Origin of the sequence: Sphingosinicella sp. LHD-64 (assembly GCF_031157375.1) — a bacterium.
GTDB lineage: Bacteria > Pseudomonadota > Alphaproteobacteria > Sphingomonadales > Sphingomonadaceae > Allosphingosinicella.
On sequence record NZ_JAVIFV010000004.1, the window covers coordinates 556,589 to 574,458 of the forward strand.

17 protein-coding genes and 3 tRNA genes are annotated in these 17,870 nt (G+C 67.9%); 16 read left to right on the forward strand and 4 right to left on the reverse strand.

Annotated elements, in window-relative coordinates:
- The first annotated feature begins 98 nt into the window (after positions 1–98).
- The 4 genes from pdhA (at position 99) to RCO27_RS16090 (ending at position 3,711) form a co-directional block, all read left to right on the forward strand.
- Positions 99–1,049, forward strand: a complete 951-nt coding sequence (pdhA, locus tag RCO27_RS16075) for a pyruvate dehydrogenase (acetyl-transferring) E1 component subunit alpha (RefSeq protein WP_309003976.1) — start codon at positions 99–101, stop codon at positions 1,047–1,049.
- Complete coding sequence (locus tag RCO27_RS16080) at positions 1,049–2,458, forward strand: pyruvate dehydrogenase complex E1 component subunit beta (RefSeq protein ID WP_309003714.1); 1,410 nt, start codon at positions 1,049–1,051, stop codon at positions 2,456–2,458. The genes pdhA and RCO27_RS16080 overlap by 1 nt, the downstream gene beginning before the upstream one ends.
- Positions 2,459–2,550: 92 nt before the next feature.
- Positions 2,551–3,201, forward strand: coding sequence for a squalene/phytoene synthase family protein (locus RCO27_RS16085; RefSeq protein ID WP_309003715.1), 651 nt, complete (start codon positions 2,551–2,553; stop codon positions 3,199–3,201).
- 66 nt (positions 3,202–3,267) lie between these two features.
- Positions 3,268–3,711: a histidine kinase gene (locus tag RCO27_RS16090; RefSeq protein WP_309003716.1), complete on the forward strand. Its 444-nt coding sequence runs from the start codon at positions 3,268–3,270 to the stop codon at positions 3,709–3,711.
- Here RCO27_RS16090 and trmFO read toward each other — a convergent pair.
- Entirely contained in the window at positions 3,708–5,024 is a 1,317-nt protein-coding gene (trmFO, locus tag RCO27_RS16095; protein WP_309003717.1) for a methylenetetrahydrofolate--tRNA-(uracil(54)-C(5))-methyltransferase (FADH(2)-oxidizing) TrmFO, read from the reverse strand. The genes RCO27_RS16090 and trmFO overlap by 4 nt on opposite strands.
- A gap of 77 nt (positions 5,025–5,101) precedes the next feature.
- Between trmFO and RCO27_RS16100 the strand changes: the two genes are divergently transcribed.
- The 5 genes from RCO27_RS16100 (at position 5,102) to RCO27_RS16120 (ending at position 7,632) form a co-directional block, all read left to right on the forward strand.
- Positions 5,102–5,686, forward strand: coding sequence for a DUF1579 family protein (locus RCO27_RS16100; RefSeq protein ID WP_309003718.1), 585 nt, complete (start codon positions 5,102–5,104; stop codon positions 5,684–5,686).
- 6 nt (positions 5,687–5,692) lie between these two features.
- Entirely contained in the window at positions 5,693–6,085 is a 393-nt protein-coding gene (locus tag RCO27_RS16105; RefSeq protein ID WP_309003719.1) for a VOC family protein, read from the forward strand.
- A 5-nt stretch (positions 6,086–6,090) separates the two neighbouring features.
- Positions 6,091–6,672 carry a putative glycolipid-binding domain-containing protein gene (locus RCO27_RS16110; protein ID WP_309003720.1) on the forward strand — a complete coding sequence of 194 codons (582 nt, stop codon included), beginning with the start codon at positions 6,091–6,093 and terminating at the stop codon, positions 6,670–6,672.
- A complete protein-coding gene (locus RCO27_RS16115; protein WP_309003721.1) occupies positions 6,647–7,078 on the forward strand; it encodes a DUF488 domain-containing protein in 432 nt (143 codons plus the stop codon). Before RCO27_RS16110 ends, RCO27_RS16115 begins: the two co-directional genes overlap by 26 nt.
- 218 nt (positions 7,079–7,296) lie before the next feature.
- Positions 7,297–7,632 carry a 50S ribosomal protein L11 methyltransferase gene (locus RCO27_RS16120; RefSeq protein WP_309003722.1) on the forward strand — a complete coding sequence of 112 codons (336 nt, stop codon included), beginning with the start codon at positions 7,297–7,299 and terminating at the stop codon, positions 7,630–7,632.
- Positions 7,633–7,702: 70 nt separating this feature from the next.
- Here the strand turns inward: RCO27_RS16120 and gyrA are convergent, their stop codons facing one another.
- Positions 7,703–10,450: a DNA gyrase subunit A gene (gene gyrA / locus RCO27_RS16125; protein ID WP_309003723.1), complete on the reverse strand. Its 2,748-nt coding sequence runs from the start codon at positions 10,448–10,450 to the stop codon at positions 7,703–7,705.
- Between the two features lie 341 nt (positions 10,451–10,791).
- Here gyrA and RCO27_RS16130 point away from each other — a divergent pair, with 341 nt between their 5' ends.
- The 6 genes from RCO27_RS16130 to RCO27_RS16155 all read left to right on the forward strand — a co-directional run bounded on the left by RCO27_RS16130 (position 10,792) and on the right by RCO27_RS16155 (position 15,979).
- Positions 10,792–12,012: a hypothetical protein gene (locus tag RCO27_RS16130; RefSeq protein WP_309003724.1), complete on the forward strand. Its 1,221-nt coding sequence runs from the start codon at positions 10,792–10,794 to the stop codon at positions 12,010–12,012.
- Positions 12,013–12,070: 58 nt separating this feature from the next.
- The gene (locus RCO27_RS16135) at positions 12,071–13,378 is read left to right on the forward strand and encodes a tetratricopeptide repeat protein (protein ID WP_309003725.1); all 1,308 of its coding nucleotides are present in this window, start codon (positions 12,071–12,073) and stop codon (positions 13,376–13,378) included.
- Positions 13,379–13,490: 112 nt separating this feature from the next.
- Positions 13,491–15,149 carry a histidine kinase dimerization/phospho-acceptor domain-containing protein gene (locus RCO27_RS16140; RefSeq protein WP_309003726.1) on the forward strand — a complete coding sequence of 553 codons (1,659 nt, stop codon included), beginning with the start codon at positions 13,491–13,493 and terminating at the stop codon, positions 15,147–15,149.
- A 53-nt stretch (positions 15,150–15,202) separates the two neighbouring features.
- A tRNA-Ile gene (locus RCO27_RS16145) sits at positions 15,203–15,277 on the forward strand.
- Between the two features lie 19 nt (positions 15,278–15,296).
- Positions 15,297–15,520, forward strand: a tRNA-Pro gene (locus RCO27_RS16150).
- A 147-nt stretch (positions 15,521–15,667) separates the two neighbouring features.
- Entirely contained in the window at positions 15,668–15,979 is a 312-nt protein-coding gene (locus RCO27_RS16155) for a hypothetical protein (protein WP_309003727.1), read from the forward strand.
- A gap of 8 nt (positions 15,980–15,987) precedes the next feature.
- On the opposite strand, the gene RCO27_RS16160 is transcribed toward RCO27_RS16155, so the two are convergent.
- Together RCO27_RS16160 and RCO27_RS16165 are read right to left on the reverse strand one after the other, a co-directional pair.
- Positions 15,988–16,743, reverse strand: coding sequence for an FkbM family methyltransferase (locus RCO27_RS16160; RefSeq protein WP_309003728.1), 756 nt, complete (start codon positions 16,741–16,743; stop codon positions 15,988–15,990).
- 306 nt (positions 16,744–17,049) lie between these two features.
- Positions 17,050–17,250, reverse strand: coding sequence for a hypothetical protein (locus tag RCO27_RS16165; protein WP_309003729.1), 201 nt, complete (start codon positions 17,248–17,250; stop codon positions 17,050–17,052).
- Positions 17,251–17,791: 541 nt separating this feature from the next.
- On the opposite strand from RCO27_RS16165, the gene RCO27_RS16170 reads away from it, so the two are divergent.
- Positions 17,792–17,868: transfer RNA gene (locus RCO27_RS16170), tRNA-Pro, on the forward strand.
- Positions 17,869–17,870: the final 2 nt, after the last annotated feature.

Genomic DNA, 17,870 nt, shown 5'->3' on the forward strand with positions numbered 1-17,870 from the left:
GCGGGGCGGCGAAGAAGCAGACTCCCGGGGCCGCGCCGCCCGCGCCCAATCGCGAGCGGCCGCCTGAACCAAAAAGGTACAAGGCGACCCGCGACGAGCTGCTCGACTATTACAAGCAGATGCTGCTCATCCGCCGCTTCGAGGAGCGCGCGGGCCAGCTTTACGGCCTCGGCCTGATCGGCGGCTTCTGCCACCTCTATATCGGCCAAGAGGCGGTCGCCGTCGGGCTCCAGTCGGCGCTCGAGGTCGGCAAGGACAGCGTCATCACCGGCTATCGCGACCATGGCCATATGCTCGCCTACGGCATCGATCCCAAAGTGATCATGGCCGAATTGACCGGCCGCGAGGCGGGGATCAGCCGCGGCAAGGGCGGCTCGATGCACATGTTCAGCGTCGAGCACCGCTTCTACGGCGGCCACGGCATCGTCGGCGCGCAGGTCGCGCTTGGAACCGGACTTGCCTTCAAGCACAAATATGCCGGCGACGGCGGCGTCGCCATGGCCTATTTCGGCGACGGCGCGGCCAACCAGGGCCAGGTCTACGAGAGCTTCAACATGGCGGAGCTCTGGAAGCTGCCGATCATCTACGTGATCGAGAACAACCAGTACGCGATGGGCACGAGCGTCAACCGCTCGTCGGCCGAGGACCAGCTCTACCGGCGCGGCGAATCGTTCCGCATCCCGGGAATACAGGTCGACGGCATGGACGTGCTTGCGGTGCGCGGCGCCGCGAACGTGGCGGTCGACTGGGTCCGCTCGGGCAAGGGGCCGATCCTGCTCGAGCTCAAGACCTACCGCTATCGCGGCCACTCCATGTCCGACCCGGCCAAATACCGTTCGCGCGAGGAGGTGCAGGCGGTGCGCGACAAGTCCGATCCGATCGAGCATGCCAGGAAGGAGCTCGAGGCGATGGGCGCGACCGAGGACGAGCTGAAGGCGATCGACCAGCAGACCAAGCAGGTCGTCGTCGAAGCCGCCGATTTCGCCGAGCAGGCGCCCGAGCCCGATGCGTCCGAACTCTATACCGACGTCCTGGTAGGCAGCTACTGATGCCCGTAGAACTGAAAATGCCCGCGCTTTCCCCGACGATGGAGGAAGGCACCCTCGCCAAATGGCTCGTCAAGGAAGGCGACACGGTCAAGTCCGGGGACATCCTGGCGGAGATCGAGACCGACAAGGCGACGATGGAGTTCGAGGCGGTCGACGAAGGGACCATTGCCAAGATTCTGGTGCCGGAGGGCACGGACGAGGTGAAGGTCGGGGCGGTGATCGCGCTGATTGCGGCCGAGGGCGAGGATGCGTCCGCCGCTGCTGCGGCATCTCCGCCGGCTCCCGCCCCGGCGCCCGCGGCTGAGGCGCCCAAGGTTCCGGCGCCCGAATCCGGCGAGCCGAAGCAGATGGAGACAGGCGCGCGCGATCTCGTGGCGTCAGTCGCGCGGACCGAGGTCGCCGATCCCGAGGTTCCGGCGGGGACCGAGATGGTCAAGCAGACCGTTCGCGAGGCGCTGCGCGATGCGATGGCCGAGGAAATGCGCACGGACGAGCGCGTCTTCGTGATGGGCGAGGAGGTCGCCGAATATCAGGGCGCCTACAAGGTGACCCAGGGGTTGCTCGAGGAGTTCGGCGACAGGCGCGTCATCGACACGCCGATCACCGAATATGGCTTTGCCGGCCTCGGCGCCGGCGCGGCGATGGGCGGCCTGAAGCCGGTCATCGAGTTCATGACGTTCAACTTCGCCATGCAGGCGATCGATCACGTCATCAATTCGGCCGCCAAGACCAACTACATGTCCGGCGGCCAGATGCGCTGTCCGATCGTGTTCCGCGGCCCCAACGGCGCCGCCGCACGCGTCGGCGCGCAGCACAGCCAGAATTACGGGCCGTGGTATGCGGCGGTGCCCGGCCTGATCGTGATCGCGCCCTACAGCGCGGCCGACGCCAAGGGTCTTCTGAAGGCCGCGATCCGGTGCGAGGATCCGGTCGTGTTCCTGGAGAACGAGCTGCTCTACGGCCACAGTTTCGAGGTGCCGAAGCTCGATGACTATGTCCTGCCGATCGGCAAGGCGCGGGTGGTGCGCGAGGGGCGTGACGTGACCCTGGTCTCCTATTCGATCGGCGTCGGCGTCGCGCTCGACGCGGCCGAGCGGCTGGCGGGCGAGGGGATCGACGCCGAGGTGATCGACCTTCGTACCCTCCGTCCGCTCGACAAGGACACGGTGCTGAAGAGCCTCAAGAAGACCAACCGCATGGTCTGCGTCGAGGAAGGCTGGCCGGTCTGCTCGATCTCCTCCGAGCTCGCCGCGGTCGCGATGGAGGAAGGATTCGACGATCTCGACGCCCCGGTCCTCCGGGTGACCGACGAGGATGTGCCGCTCCCCTATGCCGCCAACCTCGAGAAGCTCGCGCTGGTGAAGGCCGAGGACGTGGTCGAGGCGGCGAAGAAGGTCTGCTATCGATAATCCCGTCATCCCGGCGCAGGCCGGGATCTCGGGACAAGAGGTCTCGGCCCTTCCCAGCAAGACCCCGGCCTGCGCCGGGGTGACGGTTTGAAATGGCCGATCTCGACCCCGACCGCGCGCTCGCGCTGGCCTATGTGCCGGCCGCGAAGCGCCCTGCGCTGGAGGCGCTCTGGCGGCTGGACGCCGCCCTGGGTTCCGTGCTCGCAACGGGAAGCGAGCCGATGGTGACGCGTATCCGCCTGGCCTGGTGGCGCGAGGCGCTGGAGCGGCTGGACCGGGAAGCGCCGCCGCCCGAGCCCTTGCTGCAGGCGCTTGCCGTTCATGTCCTGCCGGCCGGCATAACCGGCGACGAGCTGGCCGCAATGGAGGAAGGCTGGGAAGCGATCGTGGCGCCTGGAGCTCTGGCCGCCGAAGACCTGGAAATCTACGCCCGCGCACGGGGAGCCATCCTGTTCCGGCTGTCCGCCCGGCTGCTGGGGCGCGGCGATTTTTCGGTCGGGGTGGTCGGTGAGCGGTGGGCTATGGTCGACCTCGCGCGTCACAGTTCCGCGCCGACCGATGTCCGAGATGCCCTGACGATCGCGCGGGAAAAACACGTCGATATGACCTGGCCCAGCGCGCTGCGCCCGCTGGGTATGCTTGCGATCCTCGCCAACCGTGACTTGAGTCGCACCAGTCCCGAGCGAGCCGGCTCGCCGAAGCGCATGATGCGGATGGCGCTACACCGAATGACCGGTCGCTAGTCTACTTTAAGTTAACTTTGACTCTTCTTGAGATAGAGCTAAATTCGCTCCGATCTGGAGTGAATCATGCTGAGATACTTCGCGGGCGCAGGATCCGCATTGCTGCTGATTCTGACGGGATTCTTCGCCTGGAAAGGTATGGCGCAGGAGGATCAGAATCCGGTGCCCGCGCCACCCGCGGCCGTTGCGGCGCCAGCGCAGCCCGATGCTCCGCCCCGTCCGCCCGCGGCCGACGAGCGCACCAAGGAGCAGCGCCGCTTCGACCGCGCGGACCAGGACAAGAACGGCCGGATCACGCTCGAGGAACTCTATTTGCCCCGCCGCCGCGCCTTCCAGCGGCTCGACACCAACGGCGACGGCCGCCTCGCCTTCGAGGAATGGGCGGTGCGCACCCAGACCAGGTTCGCCGAGGCCGACGCCAATCGCGACCGCGCGCTCGACCGCGCCGAATATGCCGCCACGGCGCCGCGGCCAAGGGCACCGGCGCGGCAGAAGGGATGCAGCTGCTAAGAGGCGGCCGCCCAGGCGGCGAGATCGGCCTTCGCCCGCTCCGTGTAGCGCTTCTTCCGGTCCGCCTTCCTCGCGCGGCCTTCGATCGGCGGGAACAGGCCGAAATTGACGTTCATCGGCTGGTAGCTCTCCGCATCCGCACCGCCGGTGATGTGGCCGAGCAGGGCGCCGAGCGCAGTGGTGGGCGGGGGTGGGGCGAGCGCCTCGCCTCTCAGCTCCGCGGCCGCGAAGCGGCCGGCGAGGAGGCCGACGGCGGCGGATTCGACATAGCCCTCGCAGCCGGTGATCTGGCCGGCGAAGCGGACGTGCGGCGCGGACTTGAGCCGCAGTGTTGTATCCAGCAGCTGCGGGGAATTGATGAAGGTGTTGCGGTGAAGGCCGCCGAGGCGTGCGAACTCGGCCTGCTGCAGCCCGGGAATGGTGCGGAACAGGCGGACCTGCTCGGCATGTTTCAGCTTGGTCTGGAAGCCGACCATGTTCCAGAGCGTGCCGAGCGCATTGTCCTGGCGGAGCTGGACGACGGCATAGGGCCAGCGGCCGGTCTTCGGATCGTCGAGGCCCACCGGCTTCATCGGGCCGTAGCGCAAGGTGTCCTCGCCGCGCTCGGCCATGACCTCGATCGGCATGCAGCCCTCGAAATAGGGCGTGTCTTTCTCCCAGTCCCGGAATTCGGTTTTTTCGCCGTCGAGCAGGCCCTGATGGAAGGCGAGATACTGCTCTCTCGTCATCGGGCAGTTGATATAGTCCTTGGTATCCCCCTTATCCCAGCGCGAGGCCATCCAGCAGATGTCCATGTCGATCGTGTCGCGATGGATGATCGGGGCAATGGCGTCGAAGAAGGCGAGGGCATCCGATCCGGTGGCGGCCCCGATCGACTCGGCCAGCTTCGCCGCGGTCAGCGGCCCGGTGGCGACGATCGTGAGGCCGGTGGCGGGGAGAGCGTCGATCCGCTCGCGGACGATCTCGACATTGGGATGGGCGGCAAGCTTCGCCGTCACCGCGGCCGAGAAGCCGTCGCGGTCGACCGCCAGCGCCGAGCCCGCCGGCACGCGATGGGCGTCGCCGGACGTCATGATGATCGAACCGAGCGCCCGCATCTCGGCATGGAGCAGGCCGACCGCGTTGTTCTCGGCGTCGTCCGAACGGAAGCTGTTCGAGCAGACCAGCTCGGCGAGGCCGTCGGTCTGATGGGCCGGCGTCATTTCGCCGCTCCCGCGCATTTCGGAAAGGCGGACCTTCATGCCCGCCTCGGCCAGCTGCCACGCCGCTTCCGATCCGGCGAGACCGCCGCCGATGATGTGGATGTCATGCATGACCTGCCCTTATCGGCGAAAGCGTTCGATGATAAGGCTCGCGCGCCAGTTCCCTTGTCGATTCTCGAAGGTCGCGGATGAAATCGTTCGTCCTTGTCCTGATGTTGGTCGCGGCGGTTTCCGCGATCGCGCAGCCTGCGCCTACCGCGAACGACCGTCTGAACGCGGCCGGCCCGGAAGCACGGAGCCTGGCCGAACGGACCGGAACGTGGGAGGTCGTCGCAACCTTCTGGCCTGCGCCGGGGGCGCAGCCGGTCGTCACGCAAGGGCTTGTTGCCGAACGACGCATGGTCGGCAGTTTTCTCGAAGAACGGATGATGCCGGGCGGCGACGGCCCGGCCTTCACCCGCATTGACTATCTCGGCTTCAACCGTGTCGAGGGACGCTGGCAATATGTTTCCCTGGATACCCGGTTGCCCGTCGGGATCATGCCCGCGACGAGCTTCGATCGGGGTGATCCAGACCGTCTCTCGCTGGTCTTCGAGCCGCTCGCCTTTGCCGGCTTTGGTGACACGGTCGAGGGCCGGATGATGCGCGCCGACCTCACGATCTCACGCGAAGGGCCGGATCGCGAGGTCAAGGAGCAGCGTTTCGTCTTTGCCTCGGGCGACGGTACGCCATGGCGGGCCGTGCGCTACGAATATCGTCGCCGGCGCCAATAGGAGAGGATGATGCTCGACCATGTCGGTTTCGCGGTTGCGGATGCGGAGCGGTCCAGGCGCTTCTACGAGCAGGCGCTGGCGCCGATCGGCATCACCCTCATCATGAGCGTCACGCCCGAGCAGACACAGGCTGGCGGAACCGCCCATGGCTTCGGCGCGAACGGCAAGCCGTTCTTCTGGATCGGGGACAATGAAAAAGTCGGCACGGGCACGCATGTCGCCTTTGCGGTCGACAGCCGCGCCGAGGTGGATGCTTATTATCAGGCTGCGCTGGCCGCCGGCGGGCGCGACAATGGCGCGCCGGGGCTGCGGCCGCATTACCATCCCGATTATTACGGCGCCTTCGTCTACGACCCGGACGGGAACAATATCGAGGCGGTGTGCCATCGGCCGGAGTGAATGGGATGTCCGAGACTTTGACGGCCTTCTGGCGCCGGATCGACGAACCCGGCCATGACGCAGCGATGCTGACGCCGACGCCCGGCGGCTGGACGCTGACCGGCATTGCCGCTTTCCACGAGAAAGGGGACACGGGCCTTCGCTATCGGGTCGATCTCGCGCCCGATTTCAGCACCCGCAGCGCGGCGATCGAGGGTTTCCGCTCGGGTCGGGCCTTCGTTCATCGGTTTCGCCGGCAGGACGGCGAATGGTTCCTCGATGACATGCATATGCCGGGGCTCGGCGATCTGCTCCACCTCGATTTCGGCTTCACCCCCTCGACCAATCTCCAGCAGCTTCGTCATGCCGGCCTGGCGATCGGCGAGGAGGCTGACATCCCCGCCGCCTGGTTCGACATCGGCGAGGCCAGCCTCGCCCGGCTGCCGCAGCATTACCGGCGGCTCGACGAAGATCGCTATCATTACGCGTCGCCGACGGCCGGCTACGAGGCGGAGCTGGAGCTTGCGCCGAACGGCTTCGTGCGCTTGTATCCGGGCCTGTGGGAGATGGAGCGGTCCGCAGATGCGCATCTTCACCATCGGCTATGAGGGCAGCACGCAGGCGGAGTTCATTGCGGCGCTGACGCAGGCCGGCGTTCGTCGGGTGATCGACGTGCGCGCCGTGCCGTTGTCGCGCAAGCCGGGCTTCTCGAAGAACGTCCTCGCCGCCGGGCTGAAGGAGGCCGGCATCGACTATGTCCACCTGAAGGCACTCGGCACCCCGCCGGAGGGGCGTGAGGCGGCGCGCAAGGGCCAGCGCGAGGTCATGGCGCGGGTCTATGCCGGCCAGCTCGAGACGCCGGAAGCCGGCGTGGAGGCCGCGCGGATGGCGGCGCTTGCGGGGGAGAAGCCGTCGGCCCTGCTCTGCTTCGAGCGCGATCCGGCGCAATGCCACCGGACGCTGCTGTGGGAGAGCGTCCTGCCGGACGCCGAGGTGGTCGATCTCTACGCCTGAACCTGCCGGCGACATTGCCGCGTTCATCGCCGCAAATTTGCCCGTCCAGCCGGTGCCTGACCTGCCCGAGATCCGGCTGCACAAGGCGGGGCCGGCGAGCGGCCTGTGGCGGCTCGGGCGCGGGGCCGCGGCGCCTTACTGGGCCTATTACTGGGCGGGGTGGCCTTGCGCTGGCGCGGTTCCTCCTCGACCGGCCCGATTGGGTACGCGGGCGGCGCGTGCTCGATCTCGGCGCGGGCTCGGGGATCGTGGGGATTGCCGCGGCCGTGGCGGGTGCGCGCCAGGTTCTGGCGGCGGAGATCGATGGCCATGCGGTGGCAGCGTTGCGGCTCAATGCGGCGCTGAACGGCGTGTCGATCGAGGTGCTGCCGGGCGATCCGCTGGGGCAGCCGCCGCCCGAGGTCGATCTCGTGGCGGTCGTGACCTGTTCTACGAGGCCGGGCTGGCGGCGCGGGTCGGTGCCTTTCTCGGCCTTTGCCGGGCGCGCGGGGCGGACGTGCTGGTCGGCGACCCGCGCCGGGCGCCGCTCCCGCGCGGTCGCCTCGAGCTGCTGAGCGAGCAGCCCGTGCGCGAGACCGGGAACGGGGTTCAGCCCGGCGCGGTGTTCGTCTTCACCGGCTGAGCCTATTCGCCCTCATCCGGACCGGCGGCGAGGTCGTCGCCGATCGTCGCGCCCGTTTCCGGTGCGACTTCCGCCTCGTGATCGCCGAGATCGGCGTCCGCCTCCTCCTCGCTCTCCTCGATCCGCGCGGCGGAGACGACATGCTCGTTCTCGGCGACGTGGAAGAGGCGGACGCCGGCGCTGTTGCGGCCGATGACGCGGGTGTCGCCGACGCTCATCCGGATGAGCTTGGCCTGGTCGGTGACGAGCATGAGCTGTTCGCCATTGTGCGCCGGGAAGCTCGCGACCACCGGGCCGTTGCGACCGAGATTGTCGATGTTGGTGATGCCCTGGCCGCCGCGGTTGGTACGGCGATATTCATAGGCCGAGCTGCGCTTGCCGTAGCCGTTGGCGCAGACGGTGAGGATGAACTCCTCGGCAGCCGCGAACTCGGCCATGCGCTCGTTTGACAGGGTCGCCTCGCGCTCGCCCTCCTTCCAGGGCGCGGCCTTGAGATAGGCTTCGCGTTCGTCGGTGGTGGCGGCGAAGCCCTTGAGGATGGAGAGCGAGATGACCTCGTCGCCGCCCTTGAGAGTGATGCCGCGCACCCCGGTCGAGGTGCGGCTCTGGAACTCGCGCACCGCAGTCGCCTCGAAGCGGATCGCCTTGCCCTGGCGGGTGGCGAGGAGGACGTCGTCGTCCTCGGTCAGCAGAGCCACGCCGATCAGGCGATCCGTAGCGTCCTCGTCGAAGCGGATCGCGAACTTGCCGTTCGAAGGCACGTTGGCGAAGGCGTCCATGGAGTTGCGCCGGACGCCGCCATGGGCCGTGGCGAAGATGACGTGGAGCTTGCCCCACTCCCTCTCGTCCTCGGGCAGCGGCAGGACGGTGGAAATCGTCTCGCCCTCGGCGAGCGGCAGCAGGTTGACCATCGGCCGGCCGCGCGTGTTGGCCGCGCCCTCGGGCAGGCGCCAGACCTTGAGGCGGTAGACCTTGCCGTGGGTCGAGAAGAACAGCACCGGATTGTGGGTCGAGGTCACGAACAGGTTGGTGACGGCGTCCTCGTCCTTGGTCGCCATGCCGGCGCGGCCCTTGCCACCGCGATTCTGGGTACGGAAGGTCTCCAGCGGAGTGCGCTTGATGTAACCGCCGAGGGTCACGGTCACGACCATGTCCTCGCGCTCGATCAGGTCCTCGTCGTCGATGCCGTCGGCGGCCGGCGCGATCTCGGTGACGCGTGGCGTGGCATAGGCGGCGGCGATCTCGTCGAACTCCGCGCGCATCACCGCGTAGAGCTTCACCCGGTCGCCGAGGATTTCGAGCAGCGCGCCGATCGAGGTGGCGAGCTCGCGCAATTCGCCGGCGATCTCGTCGCGGCCGAGCGCGGTGAGGCGGTGCAAGCGCAGCTCGAGGATGGCGCGGACCTGGGCCTCGGACAGGCTGTAGCTGTCGCCCTCGACCTCGGTCTCGATCGCCTCGACGAGGCGGATATAGGGCGCGATCTCGGCGACGGGCCATTCGCGGGCGATGAGCGCGGCGCGGGCCTCGGCGGGGGAGGCGGAGCCGCGGATGATCCGCACCACCTCGTCGAGATTGGTGACCGCGATGACAAGGCCGAGCAAGATGTGCGCCCGCTCGCGCGCCTTGTTCAATTCGAACTTGGCGCGACGGGTGATGACCTCCTCACGGAACTTGACGAAAGACTCGATGATGTCCCTGAGGTTCAGTGTTTCCGGCCGGCCGCCGCGGATGGCAAGCATGTTGGCCGGGAAGGAGGATTGCGCAGGTGTGTGCCGCCAGAGCTGGTTCAGCACCACTTCGGGCGTCGCGTCACGCTTGAGGTCGATGACGATGCGCACGCCGTGACGGTTGGATTCGTCGCGGATGTCCGAAACGCCCTCGATGCGCTTGTCCTTGGCCGCCTCGGCGATGCGCTCGACCAGACCGGATTTGCCGACCTGGTAGGGGATGGAGGTCAGCACGATCGACCGGCGGTCGCCGCGGCCTTCCTCGATCTCGTGGCGGGCGCGCATCATGATCGAGCCGCGTCCGCTCTGATAGGCGGCGCGGGCGCCGGCCTGGCCGAGGATCAGCGGCTTGGTCGGGAAATCGGGCGCCGGGATATGCTCCATCAGCCCTTCGACGGTGATGGCGGGGTCGTCCATATACGCCTTGCAGGCGGCGATCACCTCGCCGAGATTGTGCGGTGGGATGTTGGTTGCCATGCCGACGGCGATGCCGCCGGCGCCGTTGACCAGCAGGTTCGGGAAGCGCGCGGGCAGGACCTGCGGCTCCTCGCGCGACGCGTCGTAGTTCGGCGTGAAATCGACGGTATCCTTGTCGAGATCGTCGAGCAGGGTCATCGCGATGCGGTTCAGGCGGGCCTCGGTGTAGCGCATCGACGCCGGCGGATCGGGATCCATCGAGCCGAAATTGCCCTGGCCGTCGATCAGCGGTACCCGCATCGACCAGTCCTGGGTCATGCGGGCGAGCGCGTCGTAGATCGCGCTGTCGCCGTGCGGGTGGTAATTGCCCATCACGTCGCCGACGATCTTGGCCGACTTGCGATAGGGCCGCCCGGCGACCATGCCGCCTTCGAGCGCCGAATAGAGGATGCGCCGGTGCACCGGCTTCAGGCCGTCGCGCACGTCGGGCAGCGCGCGCGCCACGATCACCGACATCGCGTAGTCGAGGTACGAGGTCTTCATCTCGTCGACGATGGAGACGGGGGAAATGTCGGAGGGCTCGATGGTCGGCGGTTCGCTGGCCAATTCAGGGTTCCCGGGATCTGAAAACAAGGGGTGAGGCACGTATCCGCGCCGGCGAGGAGCGACCCTAGCCGATGGATACGGCCGGCGCCACCCCCGCGCGCGTACGCGCGTACGCGCGCGAGAAACCTTGATGTAGGTCTGGCCGGCGCGGATAGCCAGCCCGGGCGACGGGCACAAGTCCGGCCGTGGGCTCCGTCGTTTCGCCCTGATTCAAGCGGCATTCGTTGCCCGCCCCCTAGCAAGCCTTTAGGGTTGCCGTTAGAAACCCGGCCCAAAGGCCGCGCGCGGGATTCGACCCTTCGCGGGGTTGGGTGAGAGTGGGAGAGCCCGGTTCGATGCGCATGACGAAGATTGCCCGGTTGACCGTGGCCGCGATCGGCACGGCCGCCATCTTTGCTTCCGCTGCCTTCGCCCAGATCCAGCCGCATATCCTCAACATCAGCCGGGACGAACGGATCGCGCTGAACGCGCTCCAGACGGCGACGGCGACGCCCGACCGGGCGGCGCAGGATACCGCGCTCAACACGGCGCGGGCGGCGGCGCAGAGCGCCAGTGCGCGCTATGCCGTGGCCAATCTCCAGTTCCAGCTCGGCCGGGCACGGGGTGACGCCCAGATGCAGAACCAGGCGATCGACGCGCTCGTCGCCTCGGGCGTGCCGCAGGGCGCGGAGCTCGCGCCGCTCCTCGCCGCACAGGCGAGCAGGGCCTACAGCGCCGGTGACCTGCGCGGCGCCGACCGGTTGCTCACCCGCGTCGTCGAGCTGCAGCCCAACAATCCCGTGCTCGTCGCCGACCACGCCCAGTACAAGGCGCGGCTCGGCGAGCGGCCGCAGGCGGTGACCCTGTTCCAGCGCGCCATCGAGCTGCAGCAGGCGGCCGGCCAGCCGGCGCCGCAGAGCTGGCATCAGCGGGCGCTGGCGCTCGCGTTCGACGGTCGGCTGGCGCCGCAGGGCATCGCGCTCGCCCGCGGGCTCGTCGCGGCCTATCCGTCACCCTCCAACTGGCGCGACGCGCTGCTCGCCTATCGGCAGCTCGGCACGGTCGATGCGACGCTCGACGTCGACATCGGTCGGCTGATGCGCGCGACCGGCGCGCTGTTCGGCGAGCGCGACTATCTGGAGCTCGCCCGCAGCCTCGACGGCACCAGCCTGCCTGGCGAGGCCAAGGCGGTGCTCGACGAAGGGGTGCAGCGCGGCCAGCTCAACGCCAGCGAGGCGGAGGTCCGCCAGCTCATCACCCGGACCAATCCGCGCGCCACCACTGCCCGCAACGGCCTTGCCCGCGCCCGCACCCAGGCGCTCGCGGCCGACACCGGCGCGCCCGCGCTTGCTGCCGCTGACGCCCAGTTCGGCTTCGGCAATTATGCAGAGGCGGCCGAGCTCTACCGCGCCGCGCTCCAGAAGGGTGGGCAGGACCCCAATCTCGTCAACAGCCGGCTCGGCGCGGCCCTCGCGCTGGCGGGCCAGCGGGCGGAGGCGGAAGCCGCCTGGCGGGCCGTCACCGGCCCGCGCGCCGACCTGGCCGGCTTCTGGATGACCTGGCTCGCCCGCCGCGCTTCGTGACGTCGGCGGAACTCATGCCCGATCGGCGCGTAAGGCGCCTACAAGGAGACTGACCTCGATGAACAAGACCAGAATTACTCTTGCCACCGCGGTGGCGCTCGGCGTGACCGGTGAGTTCTTCAACGTCTCGGCTGATGCCCAGGGCCTCAGGATGCGCGACCGCGACAAGGAGCAGCGCGAGCGCGGCCGGGGCCAACAGGAGGGGCAGCAACAGCAGGGACAGGCCCGGATCGACCAGCTCAGCCGCGAGGAGAATGCGGCGATCGTCCCGGTCTATCAGGCGGTCCAGTCGCAGGACTGGGCGACGGCCCAGGCCGGGCTGCCGGCGGCGCAGCAGGCGGCGCAGAGCCCCTATGCGCGCTACGTCGTGGGCCAGCTCCAGCTCCAGATCGGGACCGGCACCAACAATACCCAGCTTCAGGCCCAGGCGGTCGATGCGATGGTCGCCAGCGGCGGCGCGCCTGCGGAATCGGTGCCGCAGCTGCTGCGCGCCCAGGCGAATTTCGCCCTCCAGGCATCGAATTACCCTGTCGCGGAGGCCGCGCTGACCCGCCTCCTGGAAGCCAATCCCAACGATGCGGATCTCATCGGCACGCTCGGGCAGGTGAAGCTGCGCCAGAACAAGAACGATGAGGCGCTCGCCCTCTTCCGCCGCGCCATCGAGGTCGGCTCAGCCGGCGGCCAGCGGCCGTCGGAAGACGTCTACAAGCGCGCCCTCGCCGCGGCCTATCAGGCGCGCATGGTCCAGCCCTCGCTCGAGCTCGCCCAGGCGCTGGTGACGGCCTATCCGACGCCGGCCAACTGGCGCGACACCCTGCTGATCTACAAGGAGTTGGTCGGCGTCCAGGGCTCGGTCGATCTCGATCTCTTCCGCCTGATGCGCGCGGTCGGCGCGCTCACCAGCGAGGCGGACTATGTTCTCTATGCCGAGCAGCTCAATCGCGGCGGCCTGCCCGGCGAGGTGAAGGCGGTGCTCGATCAGGGCGTGTCGCGCAATGTGCTGCGCGCCGGCGGCGCCCACGCCCAGCTGCTGTCGGCGGCGAACGGGGCAGTTGCCGACGACCGCGCCGGGCTCGCCGGCCAGCGCGCGGCCGCCATGTCGGCGCCCGATGCGCGGCGCGCGGTCGGTCTGGCCGACGCCTTCGCGAGCTACGGCCAATATGCCGAGGCGGCGACGCTCTATCGCGCGGCGCTGCAGAAGAGCGGCGCCGATGCCGGGATGATCAACACCCGTCTCGGCGCGGCCCTGGCCCAGGCCGGGCAGCGCGCCGAGGCCGAAGCGGCGTTCCGGGCGGTCGGCTCCGGGCCCTATCAGCAGCTCGCCGCCTTCTGGCTGCTCTGGCTGCAGAGCCGCCCGGCCGCCTGAGCCGGTTTTTTCCGGCCCGTCCCGATTTGCGACGGGCCGGAATCGCCCACTTCCGCAGGTCGAACGCCACGGTTAGTCCTCCGCTTGAGGCTTTGAGCGGGGCAGACGGACGATGCGTTTCGATGACAGGATCGCGACGGTGCTGGCGCGGCCGGCCGACCATCGCGACCGCGCGACCGCGCAGTGGCGCCAGCTCGTCGACCTGCTCGCTCAGCATCGCGGCGAGGAGAGCGAGGAGGTCGGGCGCGCCTATGCGTTCCTCGAAGCGCGTCGGAGCGCGATCGAGCCTGCCACGCGTCGCCGCATCGCCGCGGCGCTGGCGGGACGCGCGGTCGCGCCGGGGCTGGTCGAATTCTTTGCCGCCGACAGTCCGCCGATCGCCGCGCCATTGATCGCCGGCGCCCGGCTCGAAGCCGACCAGTGGCTGGCCCTGCTGCCCCGCCTCGGCCCGTCGGCGCGCGCCCTGCTGCGCCATCGCCGGGATCTGCCCCCGTCGGTCACCCAGGCGCTCGCCGCCTTCGGGCGGAGCGACTTCGTGCTGGAAGGCGCGGTCGCCGAAGCGCCGGTCGCCGTCCCGCCGGCACCCGAGCGCAGCGAATCGCAGATTCGCGAGCTGGTCGAGCGGATCGAGGCTTATCGCCGGCACAAGGAGGAAGAGCGGCCCACGGCCGCATTCTCCCCGCCGCCGCCCGATCCGGACGAGCCGATCGACGCGTTCCGCTGGGAGACGGCCAGCGACGGCACGATTTGTTGGGTGGACAGTCCGGCGCGGGGGCCGCTGGTCGGCCAGACGATCGCCGCGATCGCCGCCCCGGGTCATTATGGCGTCGACGGCCAGGCGGCCGGCGCATTCGAGAAGCGGGCGCCGTTCCGCGATGCCCGCTTCCGGGTGCCGGGGGAAGGGGCGTCGGGCGGCGACTGGCGGATTTCGGGCGTGCCCTATTTCGATCCGCACCGCGGTGGCTTTCTCGGCTATCGCGGGACCGCGCGCCGCCCGCGCGTCGACGAAACCGCACGCACGGCTGGGGCCAGCGGGGTGTTCGGCACCGAGTTTCCAGCTGATTCGCTGCGTCAGCTGATCCACGAGCTGCGCACGCCGCTGAACGCGATCATCGGCTTCTCCGAGATGATCGAGGGCCAGTATCTTGGCCCGGCCGCGAGCGGCTACCGCGCCCGCGCCGGCGACATGATCGGCCAGGCGCGCCGTCTCCTTTCCGCAGTCGACGATCTCGACACGGCGGCGCGGATCGAATCGCGCCGGCTGGAGCTGGACGACAGCGCAGTCGACGCAGTGGCCTTGCTCTGCCGTCTCCACGAATCCTACGAGCGGGTCGCCGCCGACCGCGGTGCACGCCTGTCGCTCGACATCGCGCTCGATCTGCCGCTCGCCCGGGTGGCGCCGGCCGCGGCCGAGCGGATGATCGCCCGCCTGCTCGCCGCCACCATCGGCCTTGCCGAGGAAGGGGAGACGATCGCGGCGACGATGGCGACCGCAGGGGCCGCGGACCGCCCGATGTTGCGCCTCTCGCTCGATCGCCCGCGCGCGATCGCCGGCGCCGGCGAGGCGGCCTTGCTCGACCCCGGCTACAGCCCGGAGGGCGACTGGCCCGCCGCCCCGGTGCTCGGCCTCGGCTTCGCGCTGCGCCTGGTACGCAACCTGGCCCAGGCGGTGGGCGGCGAGCTGTTGATCGGCAGTGCGCGCATCGCGCTGGACCTGCCGGCGCTTGCCGAGGCGGAAGCTTTCGCGGGGCAGAGCGAAAGCGGCAGCTGACTCGGGCTGGTCTTGTTCTCCCGGCTCGGCTATCTCACCGCCGGCTTCGGGACGGGCCTGTAGCTCAACGGTAGAGCCGGCCGCTCATAACGGCTTGGTTGCAGGTTCGAATCCTGCCGGGCCCACCAGGAGTTCGACCGGGTCGGTCGGGGAGTAGCGCAGCCTGGTAGCGCATCTGCTTTGGGAGCAGAGGGGCAATGCTCAATCATTGGCGGCTTTCTGCGGTTTTTGAAATATTGACGGAACTGGTTCGGGACTATTCCGGGACTCGGCTGCAATCATGGCCTGGCGCACGGCGTCCTCATCCGTGTGGAAGTAGCGCTTCGTCGTCCTGATATCGCTATGCCCGGCCAGCCGATTGGCCGCCTCGATGCTTCCCGTGACCTTCTCCATCCGCAACAACGTAGTGCTCTCCACTTTCCATCTCCACATGCTGTTCGAACCGGGCAATCCCTTCCACCGTAACCCTGCGAAACGGGAGCGGTTCGGCAATCGGCGCTGGGGCGATCACGTCGCGGATGGCGAGCGCGGGCCGCACAAAGACCTTTTTCATCGATTTCACGTTGGGGACCGGGTTCAACTTCGGAACCACGCCGCGACTGCGGTTGCCGCTGTCAGTGGGATTGATGGGCGCCACCGGCACTGGTTTGGTGTTCAGCAATGGCGCGCCCTATGTGGTGGCGGTCCAGTGCCCTCCTTCGACGACAGATGTCTATCCCTATTCGGCTTTGAATTCGGCTTCCGCGTGGACCACGACCTCGCCGAATACCTGGGTGTCAGGCGACAGCGGCAATTTCACCGTGACCATGGAATATGAGTACACGGTATGAGCCGGACCCTACGCGTGGCGAGCGACCACGTTGAAGCCCGGCTCATATTGCTCATCGAGAGCGGCAACGCGTGCCTTGATGCCCGCAGCGTCCAAGCGGTGCCCGCCCATGTCCTCAAAGACGTAGCCCAATTTGGCGAGGATGCGGAACGGATCGGGGCGCCCCTGTTCGTATTGGTACACGCTCGCCTCTGCGATGATCGGCGGACGGAAGCGCATGAGCGTGGATCTCGCGCCCTCAAAGGCGAGACCCTCAAAGCCGTCGATGTCGATCTTGATGAGGTCGACGTGGGCAATTCCATTCTGCGCGACCCAGTCGTCCAATCGGACGAAGGTGATGTGCGCTGGCCCACCATCAGCTCTGGTTCCATTGTGCTGCCAGCTCGACCGGAAATCCATCATCGCCGCTCTTGCGTGGTCCGAGAGGGCAAGACGAAGCGGCTCGATCGAGAGATGGGGATTGAGGCCGGCGTTCTTCGCGAGTTTGTCGAAGGCGAAGGGCGTAGGCTCGAAAGCGTAAACCTTCCCGCCTTTTGCAAGAGCCGCGAATCGCAGGGCGTGAAGACCAACATTGGCGCCAATGTCGAGGACGGTCATTCCCGGCTTGGTCATGGTTTCGATGCGCGCAACCACGTCGCGTTCAAAGCTGCCCTGATAGGCCGCCATTTCCATGATCTCGTCGAGGTGGAGCTCAGCCTTATAGGCGCCGAAGTCCTTAACCACGATGCGCCCTCGGTAAGGTGCAGCCGCGATCCGGAGCGCCATGCCTCTGAGAGATGGAGGAAGCGCGTAATAAACACGCCGAGCGACAGCTTTCGCGAGCGACATGCCGCATGAATAGCAACAGAAACAGGAGAAGGTCTATAGCCATGCCAGCATTCTCTGAAGCCGCCTCGCCATGACCCCCGACGCCTTCGCCTTTCTCCACGGCCCGACGCTTCTCGCCTGCGCATTCGAGCCCGTCCTGGACGCGCGTTGTGGGTCCGGCGACGATTGCCGCCGTCAAGGTTTGGATAGCGTCTGTGGGCGTGTCTGGCGCGGTCTCAGCCTATCAGGACGCGCGCCGAGGCTTCACCGCCAGCTCGGCACGTTCGACACGTTCGGGCGCGGCTGGCTGCGACGGGTCGATGAGGTCGAGGCGGAAGCGAAGCCTTTTACTGGATCGACATCGACGACCCGGAGACGACCTTCGCCAATATGCGCAAATCGATGGTTCGCCGGAGAGAGCAAATGGTGGACGATGGTGTCCAACTCTCCCTCGACCTCGATCATTGGAATGGCATTCGGCCAGCCGAAGAGCATATCAATCTGCCGATGGATCTGGACCCAGATATTGAATGGCGGAAGAACTCTTTGGACGACGAAGAGCCAAAAGCGGCCTAATCGTCCCGCTTCCAGCGGGCCAGCGCGGCGACCTGCGCGATTTCCTTTCGCTGCTCAGCCGTAAGGACCTTTCGCCGGCTGCGCCGCCATGTCTGGCCCTTTCCGCAGTTTCCATACGGGCCGGAGCCTCGCCTTCTTCCGCATCACCCGTTGCAATATCCGTGATGAGCTTCGCGAGCTGGTTGGGATCGCGGGGACGCTTGGGGTGCTTCTCCGCCATCCCAGCTATATGGCACCGGCCCCGCCGAGGCGCCAGACCGGGAAAATTTCAAACTGACCCACTACCGGGCGATCGGTGTTCTTGGCACCCCGGTTCGGGACTATTCCGGGACTCTCTTTGCAGCTTCCTGCCATGTTCTGCCGCGAAACTGCCGCGAACGAATGGCCGGTTGACCGCGCAAGAGAGGCGCCCCTAAGGGGAAACCCGTGTCGGGGAGTAGCGCAGCCTGGTAGCGCATCTGCTTTGGGAGCAGAGGGTCGCAGGTTCGAATCCTGTCTCCCCGACCATT